The organism is Nocardia sp. NPDC058058, from assembly GCF_042885355.1.
Taxonomy (GTDB): domain Bacteria; phylum Actinomycetota; class Actinomycetes; order Mycobacteriales; family Mycobacteriaceae; genus Nocardia.
Genome location: NZ_JBHVSA010000002.1, coordinates 612,899 through 630,453 on the forward strand (window position 1 = coordinate 612,899; position 17,555 = coordinate 630,453).

General features: G+C 67.0%; 15 protein-coding genes. 10 read left to right on the top strand and 5 right to left on the bottom strand.

What is annotated here, in order from left to right:
- Together ctaD and ACFVUS_RS17520 are read right to left on the bottom strand one after the other, a co-directional pair.
- Nucleotides 1-1,740 (bottom strand): cytochrome c oxidase subunit I, encoded by a 1,740-nt coding sequence (gene ctaD, locus ACFVUS_RS17515; protein WP_364641272.1) that lies wholly within the window; start codon nucleotides 1,738-1,740, stop codon nucleotides 1-3.
- A 117-nt stretch (nucleotides 1,741-1,857) separates the two neighbouring features.
- Complete coding sequence (locus tag ACFVUS_RS17520; protein ID WP_387766864.1) at nucleotides 1,858-3,267, bottom strand: DUF1254 domain-containing protein; 1,410 nt, start codon at nucleotides 3,265-3,267, stop codon at nucleotides 1,858-1,860.
- 115 nt (nucleotides 3,268-3,382) lie between these two features.
- Between ACFVUS_RS17520 and ACFVUS_RS17525 the strand changes: the two genes are divergently transcribed.
- Complete coding sequence (locus tag ACFVUS_RS17525) at nucleotides 3,383-3,781, top strand: hypothetical protein (protein ID WP_387766867.1); 399 nt, start codon at nucleotides 3,383-3,385, stop codon at nucleotides 3,779-3,781.
- Between the two features lie 3 nt (nucleotides 3,782-3,784).
- On the opposite strand, the gene ACFVUS_RS17530 is transcribed toward ACFVUS_RS17525, so the two are convergent.
- Nucleotides 3,785-4,636, bottom strand: coding sequence for an LLM class flavin-dependent oxidoreductase (locus tag ACFVUS_RS17530; protein WP_387766870.1), 852 nt, complete (start codon nucleotides 4,634-4,636; stop codon nucleotides 3,785-3,787).
- 172 nt (nucleotides 4,637-4,808) lie between these two features.
- Between ACFVUS_RS17530 and ACFVUS_RS17535 the strand changes: the two genes are divergently transcribed.
- The 4 genes from ACFVUS_RS17535 to ACFVUS_RS17550 all read left to right on the top strand — a co-directional run bounded on the left by ACFVUS_RS17535 (nucleotide 4,809) and on the right by ACFVUS_RS17550 (nucleotide 8,780).
- A complete protein-coding gene (locus ACFVUS_RS17535; protein WP_387766873.1) occupies nucleotides 4,809-5,603 on the top strand; it encodes a hypothetical protein in 795 nt (264 codons plus the stop codon).
- Nucleotides 5,604-5,718: 115 nt separating this feature from the next.
- Nucleotides 5,719-7,071 (top strand): wax ester/triacylglycerol synthase family O-acyltransferase, encoded by a 1,353-nt coding sequence (locus ACFVUS_RS17540; RefSeq protein WP_387766876.1) that lies wholly within the window; start codon nucleotides 5,719-5,721, stop codon nucleotides 7,069-7,071.
- Between the two features lie 16 nt (nucleotides 7,072-7,087).
- Nucleotides 7,088-7,870: an RluA family pseudouridine synthase gene (locus tag ACFVUS_RS17545; RefSeq protein WP_387766879.1), complete on the top strand. Its 783-nt coding sequence runs from the start codon at nucleotides 7,088-7,090 to the stop codon at nucleotides 7,868-7,870.
- Nucleotides 7,871-8,000: 130 nt separating this feature from the next.
- On the top strand, nucleotides 8,001-8,780 hold the full coding sequence (locus ACFVUS_RS17550; RefSeq protein ID WP_387766882.1) for a metallophosphoesterase: 780 nt from the start codon (nucleotides 8,001-8,003) through the stop codon (nucleotides 8,778-8,780).
- On the opposite strand, the gene ACFVUS_RS17555 is transcribed toward ACFVUS_RS17550, so the two are convergent.
- Nucleotides 8,761-9,828: an AraC family transcriptional regulator gene (locus ACFVUS_RS17555; RefSeq protein WP_387766885.1), complete on the bottom strand. Its 1,068-nt coding sequence runs from the start codon at nucleotides 9,826-9,828 to the stop codon at nucleotides 8,761-8,763. The genes ACFVUS_RS17550 and ACFVUS_RS17555 overlap by 20 nt on opposite strands.
- Before the next feature lie 93 nt (nucleotides 9,829-9,921).
- Here ACFVUS_RS17555 and ACFVUS_RS17560 point away from each other — a divergent pair, with 93 nt between their 5' ends.
- The 4 genes from ACFVUS_RS17560 (at nucleotide 9,922) to ACFVUS_RS17575 (ending at nucleotide 15,143) form a co-directional block, all read left to right on the top strand.
- Complete coding sequence (locus tag ACFVUS_RS17560) at nucleotides 9,922-11,376, top strand: flavin-containing monooxygenase (RefSeq protein WP_387766888.1); 1,455 nt, start codon at nucleotides 9,922-9,924, stop codon at nucleotides 11,374-11,376.
- A gap of 126 nt (nucleotides 11,377-11,502) precedes the next feature.
- Nucleotides 11,503-13,578, top strand: coding sequence for an ABC transporter ATP-binding protein (locus tag ACFVUS_RS17565; protein ID WP_387769930.1), 2,076 nt, complete (start codon nucleotides 11,503-11,505; stop codon nucleotides 13,576-13,578).
- Complete coding sequence (locus ACFVUS_RS17570) at nucleotides 13,575-14,339, top strand: energy-coupling factor transporter transmembrane component T family protein (RefSeq protein WP_387766891.1); 765 nt, start codon at nucleotides 13,575-13,577, stop codon at nucleotides 14,337-14,339. The genes ACFVUS_RS17565 and ACFVUS_RS17570 overlap by 4 nt, the downstream gene beginning before the upstream one ends.
- A 168-nt stretch (nucleotides 14,340-14,507) precedes the next feature.
- Complete coding sequence (locus ACFVUS_RS17575; protein WP_387766893.1) at nucleotides 14,508-15,143, top strand: ammonium transporter; 636 nt, start codon at nucleotides 14,508-14,510, stop codon at nucleotides 15,141-15,143.
- Between the two features lie 83 nt (nucleotides 15,144-15,226).
- On the opposite strand, the gene ACFVUS_RS17580 is transcribed toward ACFVUS_RS17575, so the two are convergent.
- Nucleotides 15,227-16,396 (bottom strand): lipase family protein, encoded by a 1,170-nt coding sequence (locus tag ACFVUS_RS17580; protein ID WP_387766896.1) that lies wholly within the window; start codon nucleotides 16,394-16,396, stop codon nucleotides 15,227-15,229.
- Between the two features lie 510 nt (nucleotides 16,397-16,906).
- On the opposite strand from ACFVUS_RS17580, the gene ACFVUS_RS17585 reads away from it, so the two are divergent.
- Nucleotides 16,907-17,554: a YitT family protein gene (locus tag ACFVUS_RS17585; RefSeq protein ID WP_387766899.1), complete on the top strand. Its 648-nt coding sequence runs from the start codon at nucleotides 16,907-16,909 to the stop codon at nucleotides 17,552-17,554.
- The last annotated feature ends 1 nt before the right edge of the window (nucleotide 17,555 follow it).

Sequence of the window (17,555 nt, forward strand, 5' to 3'; positions counted from 1 at the left end):
CTAGCTGGAGACCTTGTCATCCAGCTCCGCGACCCGATGCGACTTGGTGCCCCAGCCCACGTGGGCCTCGGCGCGCATGCGCTCGACCATGTGCGGGTAGTGCAGCTCGAACGCGGGGCGCTCGGAGCGGATGCGCGGCAGCTCGTAGAAGTTGTGCCGCGGCGGCGGGCAGGAGGTCGCCCACTCCAGGGAATTGCCGTAACCCCACGGATCGTCCACGGTCACCACTTCGCCGTAGCGGTAGCTCTTGAAGACGTTCCACACGAACGGCAGCATCGAAGCGCCGAGAATGAACGCGCCGATCGTGGAAATCGTATTGAGCGTGGTGAATCCGTCGGTATCCAGGTAATCCGCGTACCGGCGCGGCATACCTTCGTTACCCAGCCAGTGCTGCACCAGGAACGTGGTGTGGAAGCCGACGAAGGTCGCCCAGAAGTGCCACTTGCCCAGGCGCTCGTCCATCATGCGGCCGGTCATCTTCGGGAACCAGAAGTAGATACCCGCGAAAGTCGCGAACACGATGGTGCCGAACAGCACGTAATGGAAGTGCGCCACAACGAAATACGAGTCGGACACGTGGAAGTCCAGCGGCGGGCTGGCCAGGATGACGCCGGAGAGTCCGCCGAACAGGAACGTCACCAGGAAGCCGATGGACCAGAGCATGGGCGTCTCGAACGTCAATTGCCCGCGCCACATGGTGCCGATCCAGTTGAAGAACTTCACGCCCGTCGGCACCGCGATCAGGAATGTCATGAACGAGAAGTACGGCAGCAGTACGGCTCCCGTGGCGTACATGTGGTGCGCCCACACTGCGATCGAGAGCGCCGCGATGGCCAGTGTCGCGTAAACCAGTGTGGTGTAACCGAAGATCGGCTTACGCGAGAACACCGGGTAGATCTCGGTGACGATGCCGAAGAACGGCAGCGCGATGATGTACACCTCGGGATGGCCGAAGTACCAGAACAGGTGCTGGTACAGAATGGCCCCGCCATTGGCCGGATCGTAGATGTGCCCGCCCAGATGACGGTCGTACGCCAGGCCGAACAGCGCCGCGGTCAGCAGCGGGAAGGCAAGCAGCACAAGCACACTGGTGACGGCGATATTCCAGGTGAAGATCGGCATCCGGAACATGGTCATACCCGGGCAGCGCAGGCAGACCACCGTGGTGAGCATGTTGACGCCACCCAGAATCGTGCCCAGACCCGAGACGGCCAGGCCCAGAATCCACAGGTCCGCGCCGACGCCCGGCGAATGCACGATGTCCGACAGCGGCGTGTACGCCGTCCACCCGAAGTCCGCCGCACCACCCGGGGTCACGAAGCCCGCCGTCGCCATGGACGCGCCGAACAGGTACAGCCAGTAGCTGAACGCGTTCAGACGCGGGAACGCCACATCGGGCGCGCCGATCTGCAGCGGCAGGATGATGTTGGCGAAGCCGAACACGATCGCGGTCGCGTAGAACAGCAGCATGATCGTGCCGTGCATGGTGAACAGCTGATTGAACTGCTCCGTGGACAGGAACTGCATGCCCGGGCGTGCCAGTTCGGCGCGCATCAACAGCGCCAGCAAACCGCCGATGAGGAAGAACGAGATGGCGGTGGTCAGGTACATGACGCCGAGCACCTTGGGGTCGGTCGTCGTCACCGCCTTGTAGATGAACGAACCCTTGGGGCCCAGCCGCGCCGGGTAGGGCCGAGTGGCCTCTAATCCCGATTCCGGCTTGGGGGCTACGGCAGTCACCACATCCTCCTCGAGGTCGGTCCGCAGCTGGTCCTATCGGCTCCGGAACCCACGATGAACGGCGCTCAGCGTACTCATAGCAATTCGATTCTGGCAGAGAACACTCCGGCCGGACAGTCAGGACACCGGTTTGAGTTCGGGCGGCTTCCAACTGCCGTCGGTCGCCTCCGGGCGCGGCGCGTACAACCGCAGGGTCAGCGAAAAGGTGCCCGACGCCGGGATGGGCAGCCAATTGCCGTGCGGCACGGCCGGACCCGGATCGGCGTTCTGCACGGTGATCTCATAGGAACCGTCGGGGCCCGGCACCGGCGGCAGCTGATGGCCGAGGGTGTAGATGCCCGCCGGATTGGCCACCAGGAAATCGTCCGAATCGTAGGCGGTCAGCGACCAGAAGGCGTCCACCGGCGGCAGCTGACCGGATTCGAAGCGCAGCCGGAACGAGCGCGGCTGGCCATTGCTGTCCGCGGACAGGTCCGAGGTGGTCGGATACACCGCGTCGCGACGCAGATTCGCGCCGAGCCCGGAGAGCGCGGTACCGGCCCGCAGCGGGTAATCGGTGCCGTAACTACCCAGGTTGTCGTGGAAGAGCCAGCCGTTCTCGGTGTACGCGCCCGGGTCCACATAGCCCGCGATGGCCTTGCGCGCGGCCGCCGCGGCGGTGTCGAGATCTTCCAGGCGTAGTGCGTCCACATTGCCGCCGGGCGCGATTCCGATGGCGGCGAAGCGTTTCAGCGCCGGGGCGTCGGCTTCGGCGGGCGCGTCGACGGACATGAGATCGCACAGTCGATCGAAGAACCGGCGGCCGTCCAGCGCCGCCACATCCTTGACCGGATAGCTGCGACCGCCCTGACCCTGCGGGATCGGCACGCCCGGGGTGAGCGCGGTGCGATCGGCCAGCCAGGCGGGCAGCGAGGCCAGCCGCAATTGATCCTGAATGGCATGTACCGCGGGCAGATCGGCGACACCGTTGACCTGCACGCGGCCCAACAGCCACGCGGTGACCGTGGGCATGCGCAGATGCGCGACGCCGTCCGGCACCTGCCCGGTCCAGTGCGGGCCGCTGATCAGATATGTGAACGGCGGATCGGCACGGCCGCTATCGGGCCGCACGCTGCCGGGATCGTGCACGGTGTTCGACCAGGCGTCCAGCAATTGCATCAGCCAGAAGCGGCCGCGCTCGACGGCGGGCACCTGCAACACCATCGGCGGGCCGGACAGATCCAGCCAGGCGGTCGAATAGAGGGTGTCCAGGTTGGTGCGGACCAGCAGCCGATCGGCCGAGGTGGGCAGCCCCTGCGCGTGCCGGAAGCGATTCACCGGACCGCTGGTGTCCGCCGTCGCGTGCATCAGGACCAGCGGATATCCGAAAATGTATGCGTCGGTGGCGATTGCGACGGCATCGGTGCTCGATACTGTCGACGTGGTGGATTTACCCGAAGAGTCCTCGGAGCGGCTGCACGCGGCGATGGACAGCCCGGCGGCGGTGGCCAAACCGAGCATGGCGCGACGACTGATGGCGCGATCCATGATCAACAAAACGTACCAAACCGTCCAGGTGGAAGGGGTTTTGGCGCGAAGTTCATCGTCAATTCATCCCGCGACTTCACAGAAACCTCATGGGACGCGCTTCACTATCGGAACCATGAGTCGCTCGGTCCGTACCCGCATCATCACCGCAGCCGTGATCGGCACCCTAGGCACGCTGCTGGCCGCGGGCGCCGCCACCGCCACCAGCGAGCCCAAGGCCGTCATCCAGGGCCGCACCGCCGTCACCGCGCACGTCAGCGGGGAGAAGGCGGGCAATCGCTGTCAGATCGCGGGCAAGAATCTCGCCGGGCCGTGGGGCGTGGTGGACAAATCCGGTGCGGTGGATCTGACGCTGGGGCCGATCCGGCCCAATGGCAAGCACATTCGCGTCATCTGCGAGGACCCCAAGCGCGGCGACAGCTCGATGCACACCGTGCGCTCGGACCGGGTCAGCTACGGCAACGCGCTGTCCCCGCTGCGCCAGATTCTGAACAGCCGATTCTTCGGGCAGTAGGCGCTAGGCCACCCGGGCAGCGGCGACCGCGGCCCGCACGGCGGGGGCGATCTCGGCGGCGAAATGCTGTGCCGCCCTTTCACCGTCGGGATTCACCGGGAGCAGGAATTCACTGATGCCGTGCGCCAGCGCCACCTCGGTGAGCTGGGCGACCGGCATGGACGGATCCATGACGTAGGCACGGCGAATGAGGGCGGGGACGCGGCCGGCCTCACGGGCGGCGGTATCGATGGCGGTCATCAGGCGCGCCAGCGCGTCGGGGGGCGAGTACGCGAAACTGCCCAGCCAGCCATCGGCCAGCTCACCGGTCAGCCGCAGGGCGCGCGGACCGTAGACGCCGAGCCAGATGCCGATCCGATGCGCCTGTGCCGGACCGACTTTCGCACCGTGCAGCGAGTAGAACTCACCGTCCAGGAACGGGCGGCCGTCCGCACCCCAGAGCGCGCGGATCACCCCGACCGCCTCGCGCAGCGCGGTCAGCGCCTGCCCGGGGGTGCGGCGTTCCCCGCCCATGGCGGCGATGGCGTCCCAGAACGCGCCCGCGCCCAGGCCCAGCTCCATCCGGCCGCCGCTGAGCAGATCCAGGCTGGCGGCGCTGCGAGCCAGCACCGCAGGCGGGCGCAGCGGCAGATTCGCCACGGCGGGCATGAGGGTGAGCGTGCGGGTGATGGCGGCGGCGTAGGAGAGCAGCGTCCAGGTGTCCAGGAAGGCGGGCTGATACGGATGGTCCTGCACCGCCAGCACTTCCAGCCCGGATTCGTCGGCGCGGCGAATGAGCCGCAGCAGCTCCTGCCCGCGCGCCGCCTCGGGCGGAACGAATATCCCGAACCTCAGCTCATGCCCGTAGTCAGCCATAGCGAATTCAAAGCTACCCCCGCTGACCTGCCCCTGCGACACGGCCCCGTCTGCACGGCGAGTCCGGGGCAGCGGGCTGCCCGGCGCCGAAGGTCACGGACCGCCGCACGATCGTGATGCTACGGCGACCTGAATCCATAATCGTTGGCGGGCAACGCAATACAATCGATACGTGCAGCACCACAGCACCGTGGACGCCGCCCGGAAGCATCTGAGCGCGGTGGACCCCGCAGCCCTGCGCCATGCGCGAGACCGCTTGGCCGAGACCGGAATAGCCCGGCTCGGCTTCCTGCTGCCGCATCGCGTCAAACGCGCCCTGGCCGCCGAGACGCTGGCCATAGTCGACCACCATCTGGATTGGGAGGCCCCGGCCGCGGAATCCGGCGCTGGGCAGCCCGCGGAGCCGCCCGCACGGCACACCATCGATATCGGCTCCCGCGAGGTCGTCGCGCGCGGCCAGTGCATTCCACAGCTCTACGACTGTGAACCCTTGCGGCACAAGCTCACCGAGGTGGCATCCGAACATGTGCGGTCCTGTCCGGCCCCGCGCCGATTCGCGGTGCGGCGGCGGCATCACGATGACGCCGTGGGCCAATGGCATTGGGACGACTACGCTTTCGCGCTCGTGCTGGTGGTGGAATGCCCGCCGCTGGAGGACGGCGGCTTCGTGCAGACCGTCGCGCACACCCGGCGGGACTGGGATCACTCCGATATCCATCGCACGCTGACCCGCAATCCGATTCACTCCTGGGAGCTGACGGCGGGCGACCTCTATCTGATGCGCACCGATACCACCCTGCATCGCGTGCACCCGTTCGCGCACGGGCGGCGCACCATTGTCGGCATGCATTTCGCTTCGGTCGAGGAAGCCGAGCGCGAACAGCGAAACGATGACGAGCAAATCAATCGCAACCAAACCGATAGTTTGCGTTCCGAAGTTCGGGTTATGACGAAACAAGCACAGTGATAACGTGATTCCCCGTCAAGGCAGCGGGGGGCAGCGTCGCCGACCGTAATTCTCCCCGGCAGTCTGTGCGAGCCCTCCCCGGCTCGATGCTGCCCCCACCGGTTAGGCGAAACCGATGGACCTCCTGAACCCACTCGACGCGATCTTCCTCGCCGTCGAATCCCGCGAACACCCCATGCACGTGGGCGGACTGCAACTGTTCGAACCACCCGCCGACGCGGGTCCCGAATTCCTGCACGACGTCTTCGACTCGATGGCGGGCGCCACCGAGGTGCGCACCCGCTTCCGGCGGCGACCCAGCCGCAGATTCGGCGGCTTCTCCAGTCTGAGCTGGTCGCACGCCGACAAGGTCGATCTCGGCTACCACCTGCGGCGCTCCGCCCTGCCCACCCCCGGCGGCATGGACGCGCTCATCGACCTCACCGAACGACTACACGGCACCCTGCTCGACCGGCATCGGCCGCTGTGGGAGGCCCGGGTCATCGAAGGACTCGATGACGGACGCTTCGCCGTCTACGTCAAAATGCATCACGCGCTCATCGACGGCGTCTCGGCCATGCGGCTGCTGCAGAACACCCTGACCGACGACCCCTTCGACACCCGCGTGCGGGTGCCGTGGGGCACCGCGCCGGTCGTGCAGGACGCCGCCGAACCGCCGAGCCCGTGGACACAGCTGCGAAAAGCATTGCCGCGCATGGTCAGAAGCACGGCCTATATCGCCTCCCCGCTGCGCGGGGCCATCGACGGGCGACTCACCATGCCGATGACCGCGCCCAAGACCATGTTCAATGTGACCATCGGCGGGGCACGGCGCATCGCGGTGCGCTCCTGGCCGCTGGAGCGCATCAACGCGATACGACTCGCCACCGGCGCGACCGTCAACGACGTCGTGCTCGCCATGAGTTCGGCGGCGCTGCGGTCCTATCTGATCGAACACGACGGACTGCCCGCCGAACCGCTCATCGCCATGGTGCCGGTCAATATCCGCAGCGCCGCCGAGGCCGACACCGAAGGCAATATGGTCGCGGCCTGCCTGGCGAATCTGGCCACGCACCTGGATGATCCGCTGGCTCGACTGACCGCCATCAGCTCCTCCATGCGCGAGGCCAAACAGGTTTTCACGCAATTGCCGCGCCTGGAGGCCATGGCGCTGTCGGCACTGCTGATGACACCGCTCGGGGTGTCACTGCTGCCCGGATTCGAGGCGCTGCCGCGGATGCCGTTCAATCTCGTCATCTCGAATGTGCCCGGCCCGCGTAAACCGGTCTATATGCAGGGCGCGCGATTGGACAGCAACTATCCGCTGTCGATTCCCTTCGAATCGCAGGGCATGAACATCACGCTCACCACCAATGGCGACAATCTCGATTTCGGGTTCGTCGGCTGCCGCCGCACCGTGCCCGATCTGGACCGGATGCCCGCGCATATGGAGGCCGGACTGGCCGAGTTGGAACGGGCCATCGGCTGATCTCTACGCTGATTCCGTGCATACGCGTTGGCCGGAACTGCGGAAACAGTGTCTGATCACCGAGGACGAGCAGATCCTCGCGCTCAATAAGCCCGCCGGGATATCGGTGACCGGCGAGCGCCACGACACCGACATCGTGGAGCTCGCCGCGGCCGCCGGGGAAACGCTGTACCCGGTGCATCGCATCGACAAGGTCACCTCGGGCATGGTGCTGCTCGCCAAAGAGCTGCCCGCGCACGGGGAATTGACGCGGCAATTCAACAAGCGGACCGCCGCCAAGGCCTATCTCGCGGTGGTGGAATCGGGCGGGCTGCCCGAGCGCGGGGTCATCGAGCTGCCCCTGAGCGTGGGCCGCAAGAACCGGATCCGCATCGCCGCACCGCGCGAGAGCATTCGGCGGGACGGCGATCGCTGGCTCGTCGACGAACGGGATGTGCTGGCGGGCAAGAACTATCCGTCGATCACCGAATTCGCGACGGTGACCGATACGGGGACCCATACGGTGCTGGCGCTGCGGCCGATCACCGGACGCCGCCATCAGATCCGGGTGCACCTGGCCTGGATCGGGTACGCCATCGTCGGCGACCCGCTGTTCGACAAATCCGGGACCTTCGATCGCACCTATCTGCATTCCTGGCGGCTCGGATTGGACGCCTCCTGGCGCACACCCCCGCGCCTGGATCTCGAAGCGGAGCCGGGTGCGGACTTCTGGGCCCTCGGCGGTATCACGAGCGACCCGGAAGCGTTGCTGAATGACGCGCGAAAAGCCATGAGCCCCGCCACCACAACGCACGATTGATGTGAGATCGCTATATTCGGTGGCGAGTCTCACCGAGACCGCATAGTGGCAGGTCATCTAGCCTGAAAAGGTGGCGCGGCGGCGCGCCGCTGCGGGTGCGATGATGCGCCCTTCACAGAAAGTGATGCCGATGGTTCTGCTGGCACAGCTGAGTGACACCCACTTCAATATGGGCGCCCGGAACAATGAACGCGCCGAACGGGTGATGGCCTTTCTGGCCGAACTGCCGCAGCGACCGGACGTCATCATCGTCACCGGCGATATCGCGGATGAGGGCGATATCGAGGAATACCAGCAGGCGCGTGCCGCCCTGACCGCCGATGTGCCGGTGATTCTGCTGCCCGGCAATCACGACGACCGCGCCAATATGCGCACCGTGCTGTTCGGCGAGGCCGCGGGCTACGCACCGATCAATCAGGCGCACAGCGTCAACGGGCTCACCCTGGCGCTGCTGGACTCCAGCATTCCCGGTAAGCCCGAAGGGCTGCTGGAGGACGCCACCCTCACCTTTCTGACCGATCTGCTGGCCGCGACGCCCGCCGACGAGCACGTGTTGATCGCCATGCACCATCCGCCGACCGCGGTGCAGAGCACGGTCTGCGATCCCATCCGGCTCACCAATCCCGAACCGCTCGCCGAGATCGTGGCCGGGGACGACCGTGTGCTCGGCATTCTCACCGGGCACGTGCACGCGGGACTGGTGACCACGTTCGCGGGGAAGCCGCTGATCGTCGCGCCGAGCGTGTCCTCGACCATCGGGCTCGAATGGGAAAGGGCCGCACCGGGTCACGTGCCGATCGACTTCGCGCCCGATCCGTCGCTGCTGTTCCATTCCATTCGGGACGGCAAGCTCCTGACCATGTTCCGGCCCATCGCCATGGGCGGCTGGCTCAGCGAACCGCAGGACTGAGCGCACCCCGGCGATACGCGGAAGGCGTTGTGCCCGTCCATCGCTTGAACGCGTGGATGAAGGTCGAGGCCTCCGCGTAACCCAGCCGGATCGCCACATCGCTCACCGAAAGCGGTGTGGCGGTGAGCATTTCCTCCGCCAGCGCCCGGCGCACCTCATCGAGCAACTGCCGGTAGCTGGTGCCAGCGGTATCCAGGTGCCGGCGCAGCGTCCGGGTGCTCATATTCAGATCCCTTGCCACCGAATCGATTCCGGGCGGCGCGGCGAATCCGTCCGCACCGCCGCGCGGCACCAGCAATTCCCGCACGTCCGCCGCGATGCCGGTGCGCGCCCGCCGCCGGGACACCAATTCCCGGCACTGCGCCAGGCACATGGCCAGGGTGTGCTCATTGGCCTGCGGCAGCGGTCGCTCCAGCACCGCCGGATCCATCGTGAACAGGTTGTGCGGCCGATCGAAACTCGGTAGCAGTCCATAGATTTCGAGGTAGGGCGCGGTATCGTCCGGCGCCGGGAAATCGAATTCCGCGCGCACCAGTTCCACCCGGTGCCCCAGCAGATCGCACAGCATCTGATGCATGGCGGTCACATCCCGCTCCACCAGGAATCGGCGCACATCCGCGGGCACCCGCTCATCGTGGATTCGCGCCACGAACTCGCCCGGCTGCCAGCGCGCCACCGGAATGCAGAAGGTGAAACTGAGCTCCAGATAGCGCAGCGCGAAGGCGATGGCCTCACCGAGGGTGGGACTGCTCACGCACGCGAATCCGAAGATCCCGAACGTGGTGATCCGATAGCGCCGGCCCAGTTCGAGTCCCAGGCTCGGCCGATCCCCGAGCTCGCGCACCAGATTCCGGATCACCGCCAGCTCGGTGTGCGCGTCGATCTGCGCGTCCGGATCGGCCAGCACCTTCTCGGTGAGCCCGCTGCCCTGCAGCATGCGCCCCGCCGCCACCCCGTGTTCGGCCGCGAATCCCACCATGAGCGCCACGCTCGCCACCCCGCGCGGAAAGTCCCAGTCCTTGATCCCCGCCTCCGGCACCGTACTCATAACCGAATTATGGCCGAAACTCTCGATCCGGTCTGCTACGCGGCGCGAAGCGGGCTTCTACAGTGAGAACAGTCTTCGACGTTAGGAGGGCCGATGCCTTCGGTAATCGTCATCGGTGCCGGATTCGGCGGGATCGGCATGGCTGTGGAATTGCGGCGGAATGGGTTTCGGGAGGTGACCATTCTGGAGCGCGCCGCCGACCTCGGGGGCGTATGGCGGGAGAACACCTATCCCGGGGCGGCCTGCGATGTGCCCTCACCGCTGTATTCCTTCGCGCGGGAGCCGAAACCCAAATGGCGACAGCGGTATTCGGGGCGCGATGACATTCTGGCGTACGCGCGCGGGGTGGCCGAACGGCACGGACTGCCGGAGTCGATCGTCTTCGGGGCCGATGTCACCGCGGCCGAATTCGACGAGACCACCGGACAGTGGACGGTGCTGACGGCCGATGGCGTCGCGCGTACGGCGGATGTGCTGGTGTCGGCGGTCGGACAGCTGTCCCGGCCCGCCATGCCGGATATCCCCGGGATCGACAGCTTCGAGGGGGCCTCCTTCCATTCCGCGCTCTGGGATCACGATGTGAAGCTGGCGGGAAAACGCGTGGCCTGCATAGGAACCGGGGCCAGCGCCATCCAGTACATCCCCGAGATCCAACCGGACGTGGCCGAGCTGACGCTCTTCCAGCGCACCGCGGCGTGGGTGCTGCCCAAATTCGACACCGATTACAAGCCGGTGCATCAGCGGGTGCTGCTGCACGTACCGGGATTGCCGGTGGCGGAACGCTTTTCCTGGTGGGCCATCGCCGAATTCGTGGCATTGGGGCTGGTGGAGTTCCCCGGCATCGTGCGCGGGGTCGCGCGAATGGCGCAGAACCATCTGGAAGAACAGGTCACCGATCCCGAACTGCTGGCCAAGCTGACCCCCGACTACCCGATCGGCTGCAAACGCGGCCTGTTCTCCAACGACTACTACCCGGCACTGGCCCAGCCCAACGTGCAGGTCGAGACCACCGCCATCAGCGAGATCGTCCCGGCGGGCGTCCGCACCGCCGATGGAGTCGTGCACGAGGCCGACGTCATCATCTACGGCACCGGCTTCAAGGGCACGGAATTCCTGTGGCCCATGGAGATTCGCGGCCGCGGCGGCCACCGCCTCGCCGACGCCTGGTCCGAGGGCGCGCACGCCTTCCTCGGCATCACCGTCCCGCGCTTCCCCAACCTGTTCCTGGTCTACGGCCCCAACACCAACCTCGGCGTCGGCTCCATCATCTACATGCTCGAATCCCAGGCCCGCTACATCCGCCAGGCGATCCAACTACTGGCCGAAAACCCGAACCACACCCTCGAGGTCAAAGCCGACAACGAATACGCCTACAACAGCGCCCTGCAACACCGCCTCGCCCGCACCCCCTGGAACTTCTGCACCAGCTGGTACCGCACCGCATCGGGCCGCATCACCAACAACTGGCCCGGCACCACCCGCAGCTACCGCCGCCGCACCGCCAAACTCCACCTGTACGACTACGAACTCACCACCCTCCCGAGGTAGTCCGCACACGTGCGAATTCGCGCATGTATGGGGAAAGTGTGTGGAAGTGGCGCAGGTCCGGGTGGGTAGGTGGCGGGGCACGGCAGACTGGAGGGCGTGACCGATTCGTCCCAGACTCGATTAGCCGTGCCGGACCGGGCGCGCGGGGCCGTACTTCCGCATGGGCCGCTGCGGCCCATCGAGCTCGCCACCGGGGCGGTGCTGGGTGGTGCGACGGTGGGATTGGTGACCGTCGGGTCGCTGGTGCCGTTCGCGGCGGCGCTGCAATTGGTGGCGGCGGTGCCGCTCGGGCTGCTGGCGCATCGGCAGCGACTGCGGGCCATTCTCGCGGCGACCGTCGCCGGGACACTGGTGACCTTCGTGGCCGCGGGGCTGGTGCCCGCCACGAATCTGGTCGGGGTCGCGGTCATCGGCGGCATCATCGGGGTCGTCAAACGGCGCGGCGGCGGGCTGCCGGCGGTGCTCGGACTCTCGCTGCTGGCCGGACTGGTGTTCGCGGGGTTCTCCGTCGGGATGCTGCAACTGTTCTCCCGGACCCGCAATCTGCTCTTCGACAGCATTCGCAATACCGCCAAGGGCATTCAGGATCTGGCGGCGCGGCAGGCCGTGCTGGAACCGCTCGGCCGCAATATCGCCGGATACACCGATTCGGTGCTGCACTGGTGGTGGGCCTGGATCGGCGGCGGCATCGTCGCGGCCATGCTGGTGAGCGGGATCGTGTCGTGGTTCGTGCTCGGCACCGTGCTGGATCGACTCGCCTGGCTGCCCGGACGCGATGATCTGCTGGACGCGCCCGCCGACGATCGACCCGTCGCACCGCTGCCGGTTACCCTGCGGCAGGTCACATTCCGCTACCCGGACGCGAATACCGATGCGCTGCAGGGCATCGACATGACCGTTCGGATCGGCGAGTTCGTGGCGGTGGTCGGACACAACGGCTCCGGAAAGTCCACGCTCACCCGGATTCTCGCGGGCCGCCCGCCCACCGGCGGCGATGTGGTCCGGCCGGGCTCCGCCGGACTCGGCGTGAACGGCGGCACCGCAATGGTTTTGCAGCGCCCGGAAAGCCAGACCCTCGGGGTGCTGGTCGCCGACGATGTGGTGTGGGGGCTGCCCACCGAGATCGCCGCCGCGGTCGATGTCGACGCGCTGCTCGGCGAGGTCGGACTGGCCGGGATGGGCAGACGCGAAACCGCCACGCTCTCGGGCGGACAACAGCAACGGCTCGCGGTGGCCGCCGCGCTGGCACGCAAACCCACCCTGCTGCTGGCCGACGAAGCCACCTCCATGATCGATCCGGAAGGGCGTCGCGATCTCGTCGCACTGCTGGCGGATCTACCCCGGCGGCACCCCATGGCGGTCGTACTGGTCACCCATCACGAGGCCGATGCCGCCGCCGCGGACCGCGTGGTGCATCTACAGGGCGGCCGCACGGTCGCCCACCTGCCCGCCTGGCCGCATCCGGTTCGCGATCAACGCCGCAGTCCGATGGGCGACACCGTGCTCGAACTGCGGGATGTCCGGCACACCTACAATCGCGGAACACCTTGGGAGGCACCGGCTCTGCACGGTATCGACCTGTCGGTGCGACGCGGCGAGGCGCTGCTCATCGTCGGCGGCAACGGTTCCGGCAAGTCCACGCTGGCCTGGATCATGGCCGGACTGACCATCCCCAGCGACGGCAGCTGCGAACTGCGCGAGTACACCGGCGCCAAACCCTCGCACAAGCGAATCGGCGCGGTGCAGTTGGCTTTTCAGCATTCCCGGCTGCAATTGCAGCGCCAGACCGTCGGCGCGGAGATAGAGGATTGGGGTGGCCGCGGCACCGCCGCCGTCGCCCGCGCACTCGACGCGGTCGGCCTGGATCGGGCGCTGGCATCGCGTTCCATCGAATCGCTCAGCGGCGGACAGGCCAAACGCGTGGTGCTGGCCGCCATCGTGGCCAGCCGCCCGCAGGTGGTGGTGCTGGACGAACCGCTGGCCGGGCTCGATCCGGCGGGCCGCGCCAGTGTGGTGGAATTGCTTGCCCGCCTGCGTGATTCGGGGCTCACCCTGGTGATCATCTCGCACGATGTCTCCGAGACCGCCGCGGTGTGCGACCGGATCGTGCACCTGAGCGATGGCAGGCTCGTCGAAAATGCCCCGCCGCCAAGCTATTCCACGAGCCGACCGGCGCACGATCACATTGGAGGGCTCCGATGAGCAGCGTCATCCTGCGCGAGGTGCCGGTCGACAGTCCGGTGCATCGGCTCTGGGCGGGCACGAAGATCATCTGGGTGTTCGCCTTCAGCGCGCTGCTCATCTTCACCCCGTCCTGGGCGCTACTCGGACTCGGCACGGCCATGCTGATCGGGGCCGGTCTCATTGCCCGGCTACCACTGGGCACACTCCCCCGTTTCCCCTGGTGGTTCTGGGTCGGCATCCTCATCGGCGCGGGCATCAACGCACCCGTCGGCATGGACGCGCTGCTGCGCTACACCCAGATCGTGCTGTTCGGCTTCCTGCTGCTGGGCGCGTCCTTCCTGGTCGCCTGGACCACCCCGATGGGCGAGGTCGCGCCCGCGCTCGCGCGACTCGGTGCGCCACTGCGGCGGATCGGCTGGACCAGGAACGGTGTGCGGCACAGCGTGCCCGTCGACGAATGGGCGGTGGTGATCGCACTGACCCTGCGCGGTCTTCCGCTGCTGCTCGAGGAGATGCGCGTACTGCGCGCGGCACGCAAACTGCGGCCCCGGGACTCGCTGCTGCATCAGGCGGCGCAGAACCCGTGGATCGATATTCTGACCGCGGGCATGGCCGTCGCCAGCCGCCGGGCGGGTGAGCTCGGCGAGGCCATCACCACCCGCGGCGGCACCGGCGAATTGACCGCGCGCCCCGGCGCTCCGGGCCGATCCGACGTCATCGCTCTGTCCGTTTTGGCAGTTTTTTGCGCTATGGGTATTGTGACCGAACTGCTGTTTTGAGCGACTCTCGAGTCAAAAATGATTCGACGTGTCGGTGGGGCGAGCTACCGTGATCGGTAGCAAGTGGGCAGCGCAAACGCACGGGGGCTCAACACGTTTCCGATTGGAAGGGAATCGATCGTGTTGGGCGTGTGTTGCCCCGAACACCTGATGAAGATTGGACAAGCAATGAAGCTGCGCAAAATCACGGCGGTTGCCGCACCCATCGCCGTGGCGGTCGCCATCGCGGGCGGCGGGGTCGCACACGCCGACCAGGCGACGCCGGAGATCGGCTACTCCTCGAACCTGGTCGGGAACGACGTGATCACCACCCTGACCAACGGTGCGTTCGAATTGACCGGCAAGTCGGTCGAAATCAAGGACAACGCGGGTAACACCGTGGTCAGCCTGCCGCTCACCTTCCGTCAGGACGGTGTCGAATACACCATGCCCGCCGCCGTTTCCGACGGCGCGCGCACCCTGGACATCACCGCCGTCAAGGATGTCTCCTCGGCCCGCCCGGTCGAGGTCAAGCCGGTCGCCTCCACCGCCGAGAACGCGCTGGCCATGCAGACCTTCGCCAGCCAGTTCGGCATCGCCACCGCCATCGGCGCCTTCATCGGCACCGCACTGGGCGCGCTGGTCGGCCTGACCGGCATCGTCGCGGGTCCCGGCGTCGTCGCCAGCGTGATCGCGGGCGCCACCGTCGGCGGCATCATCGGCACCCTGGTCGTCGGTGGCCCGGCGCTGCTCGTCGCCGGTATGGACCTGATCGGCACGCTCACCGCGGCCCCGGGCACCTCGAAGTTCAACGACGCCAAGTAGTTCGACGCGGATCCCGTTGGGGCGCGCACCATTTCGGTGCGCGCCTCAGCCGTATCCGGAGCACGGCCGTATCCGAGGCCCGGTCAGCAGCCGGTGGGCGCGGGAATGCCCGCGAACCGATCGGCGACGAAGTTCATGGCTCCGATGGACTCCACCGCGGCGGCCGGATTGTGCCCCGGAATTCCGGAGTGCACGGCCGTAATGTTCGCTCCCAGAGCGCAATAGCGGTCCACCAGCGCGGTGAAGCCCTCGACGGGAATCACGTCATCGGCGGTGCTGTGATACATGTACAGCGGCACATCCGGTGCCACCGCACCCAATTCCTGCCGCTCGGTGGCGGCTTGAAATTGCGGGTGCCACAGTAGATTCGGCGTATCGGAGTATTCGTCGAGCTGCCGATTCAGGTGCCGCAGCACCATATCCGCACCGCAGGCGGCGGACTCGCGCGCCAGCATCTCCCTGCCGTTGTCATTGAGGTCCTCGACAATGCCCGATCCCGGATCGATGCGGGCGAAGGCCGCGACCATCAATACCGCCAGCCCGGCCTGGATACCGCCGTCCACCCGGCGGGAGATGGCGGCGATATTCGCCGGGACGCCACCGGCCGACACACCCGAAAACCATAGTTCCGGTGCGTATTCCGCGCGCTGCTGCATGGCCCACAGGGTCGCGAAAGCGCCACCCGAATAGCCCCAGGCGCCGATCGGACTGTCGGGGGTGATTCCGCTGGGCGGGAATGATTTCGCCGCGCGCACGCCGTCGAGTACGCCGCGCCCGGAATTCACCCCGTCGAAGAACCGGGATTGCGGTCCCTCGTAATCGGAGACCACCACGGCCCAGCCGCGCAGCAGCATGGCCGTCAGGAACGGAATATCAAGGGCGGTATTGACGATCGAGATATCGCGGCCGCCGCGCAGCGCGAACGAGGGCGCGCAGCGCGTGCCCAGACTGTCCTCCGCCACCTGATACGACAGCAGCGGCCGCCCGCCCGCACCGAACCACGGCAGCAGCGGCGTCATCACGGTGGCCACATCGGCCACCGCCGCCCCCGCCGAATCCGTGCTCCGATACTGCAATTGCCAGCCCGCCACCGGCAGGCCCAAGCCCAGCACCGAGATCGGCCGCGAATTCAGCACCGCGCCATTGGCATTGGTCTCCAGCCCGGCGGGCGCGGCATAGAACGGATCATCATCCGGGGCCGGAACGCCCTCCGCCCGTCCCGTCGCGGTCGCCGACCACGCCGCCAGAAGCACTGCGAGACACATTATTACGATGCGTCCCGGCCCGGCGCGTCCCGAATTCCCTTGCTCGACCGGCACCAATTCCCCGAACTCGGTCGCGTCTTCTCGCCGCATACCCGCCTCCAGCGTCGAATCACCGACGCCCCAGGCCCGAGGGCTTCGCCCATCGCGCTGACCTGCCACTCCGGCGCATCGGATTCCTCAAGTTACTGCCGCGCATACCTCCGGGTCAACGGCGAGCGCGCGTCGTTGCCAGGACGTTGCGCTGGAAGGGGTTGTGGTGCAGGGCAATAGAACTGGCCGGTCGCTATTTGCGCGATATATGCCCCGAATCGGACCGTCGCACGCACACAGCATCATCCCCGCTATCCACAACCATCCACATCCCCGCGTCCGATCCCGAACATCGAGCGCCGAGAGTCCGGGAGCCGGACCTACGCGGGTAGTGGACCTCCGAAAGAAGAAGCCAGTATCGATTGACTGGATCTGTTTTCGCGGGCCAGTCGGTTGGATCATGGGAAGATGTTGCTGCGCAGGCTGGTCGCCCTCTATGTCGGGTTGTGGTTGTACGGGTGGTCCATGGCGGTGATGCTGCGCGCGGCGCTCGGGCTGGATCCGTGGGATGTGTTCCACCAGGGCGTGGCCGGGAATGTATCGGTGAGCTTCGGAACCGTCGTCGCCATCACCGGGGCGGTGGTGCTGCTGGCCTGGATACCGCTGCGGCAGAAACCGGGGCTGGGGACCATCAGCAATGTGGTGGTCATCAGCATCGCGGTGGATGTGGGGCTGACCGTGCTGCCCGCGATCGACGGGCTGCCGCTGCGCATCGCGGCCATGGTGGCGGCGGTGCTGCTCAACGCGGTGGCGAGCGTGCTGTACATCGGTGCGGGCATGGGCCCGGGACCGCGCGATGGCCTGATGACTGGACTGGTTCGCCGGACCGGTCGGCCGGTATGGATGGTGCGCACCTCACTCGAGGTCACCGTCCTGGCGATCGGCTGGGTGCTCGGCGGCAGCGTCGGGATCGGAACCCTGGTGTACGCCTTCGGAATCGGGCCGCTCATCCACCTGCTCATCCCCTACGTCGACCGCTTCCTGCCGGGCTTCCACGATGTGCACGCGACCGCCGAACCGCGACCGGATAGCGAGATCACCCCGGCCGTCGCCTGAA

Coding starts and splice junctions, on each gene's coding strand:
- ACFVUS_RS17520 (WP_387766864.1), bottom strand. CDS start 3,267: ATGGATCGCGCCATCAGTCGTCGCGCCATGCTCGGTTTGGCCACCGCC.
- ACFVUS_RS17525 (WP_387766867.1), top strand. CDS start 3,383: ATGAGTCGCTCGGTCCGTACCCGCATCATCACCGCAGCCGTGATCGGC.
- ACFVUS_RS17530 (WP_387766870.1), bottom strand. CDS start 4,636: ATGGCTGACTACGGGCATGAGCTGAGGTTCGGGATATTCGTTCCGCCC.
- ACFVUS_RS17540 (WP_387766876.1), top strand. CDS start 5,719: ATGGACCTCCTGAACCCACTCGACGCGATCTTCCTCGCCGTCGAATCC.
- ACFVUS_RS17550 (WP_387766882.1), top strand. CDS start 8,001: ATGGTTCTGCTGGCACAGCTGAGTGACACCCACTTCAATATGGGCGCC.
- ACFVUS_RS17555 (WP_387766885.1), bottom strand. CDS start 9,828: ATGAGTACGGTGCCGGAGGCGGGGATCAAGGACTGGGACTTTCCGCGC.
- ACFVUS_RS17560 (WP_387766888.1), top strand. CDS start 9,922: ATGCCTTCGGTAATCGTCATCGGTGCCGGATTCGGCGGGATCGGCATG.
- ACFVUS_RS17570 (WP_387766891.1), top strand. CDS start 13,575: ATGAGCAGCGTCATCCTGCGCGAGGTGCCGGTCGACAGTCCGGTGCAT.
- ACFVUS_RS17575 (WP_387766893.1), top strand. CDS start 14,508: ATGAAGCTGCGCAAAATCACGGCGGTTGCCGCACCCATCGCCGTGGCG.
- ACFVUS_RS17585 (WP_387766899.1), top strand. CDS start 16,907: ATGTTGCTGCGCAGGCTGGTCGCCCTCTATGTCGGGTTGTGGTTGTAC.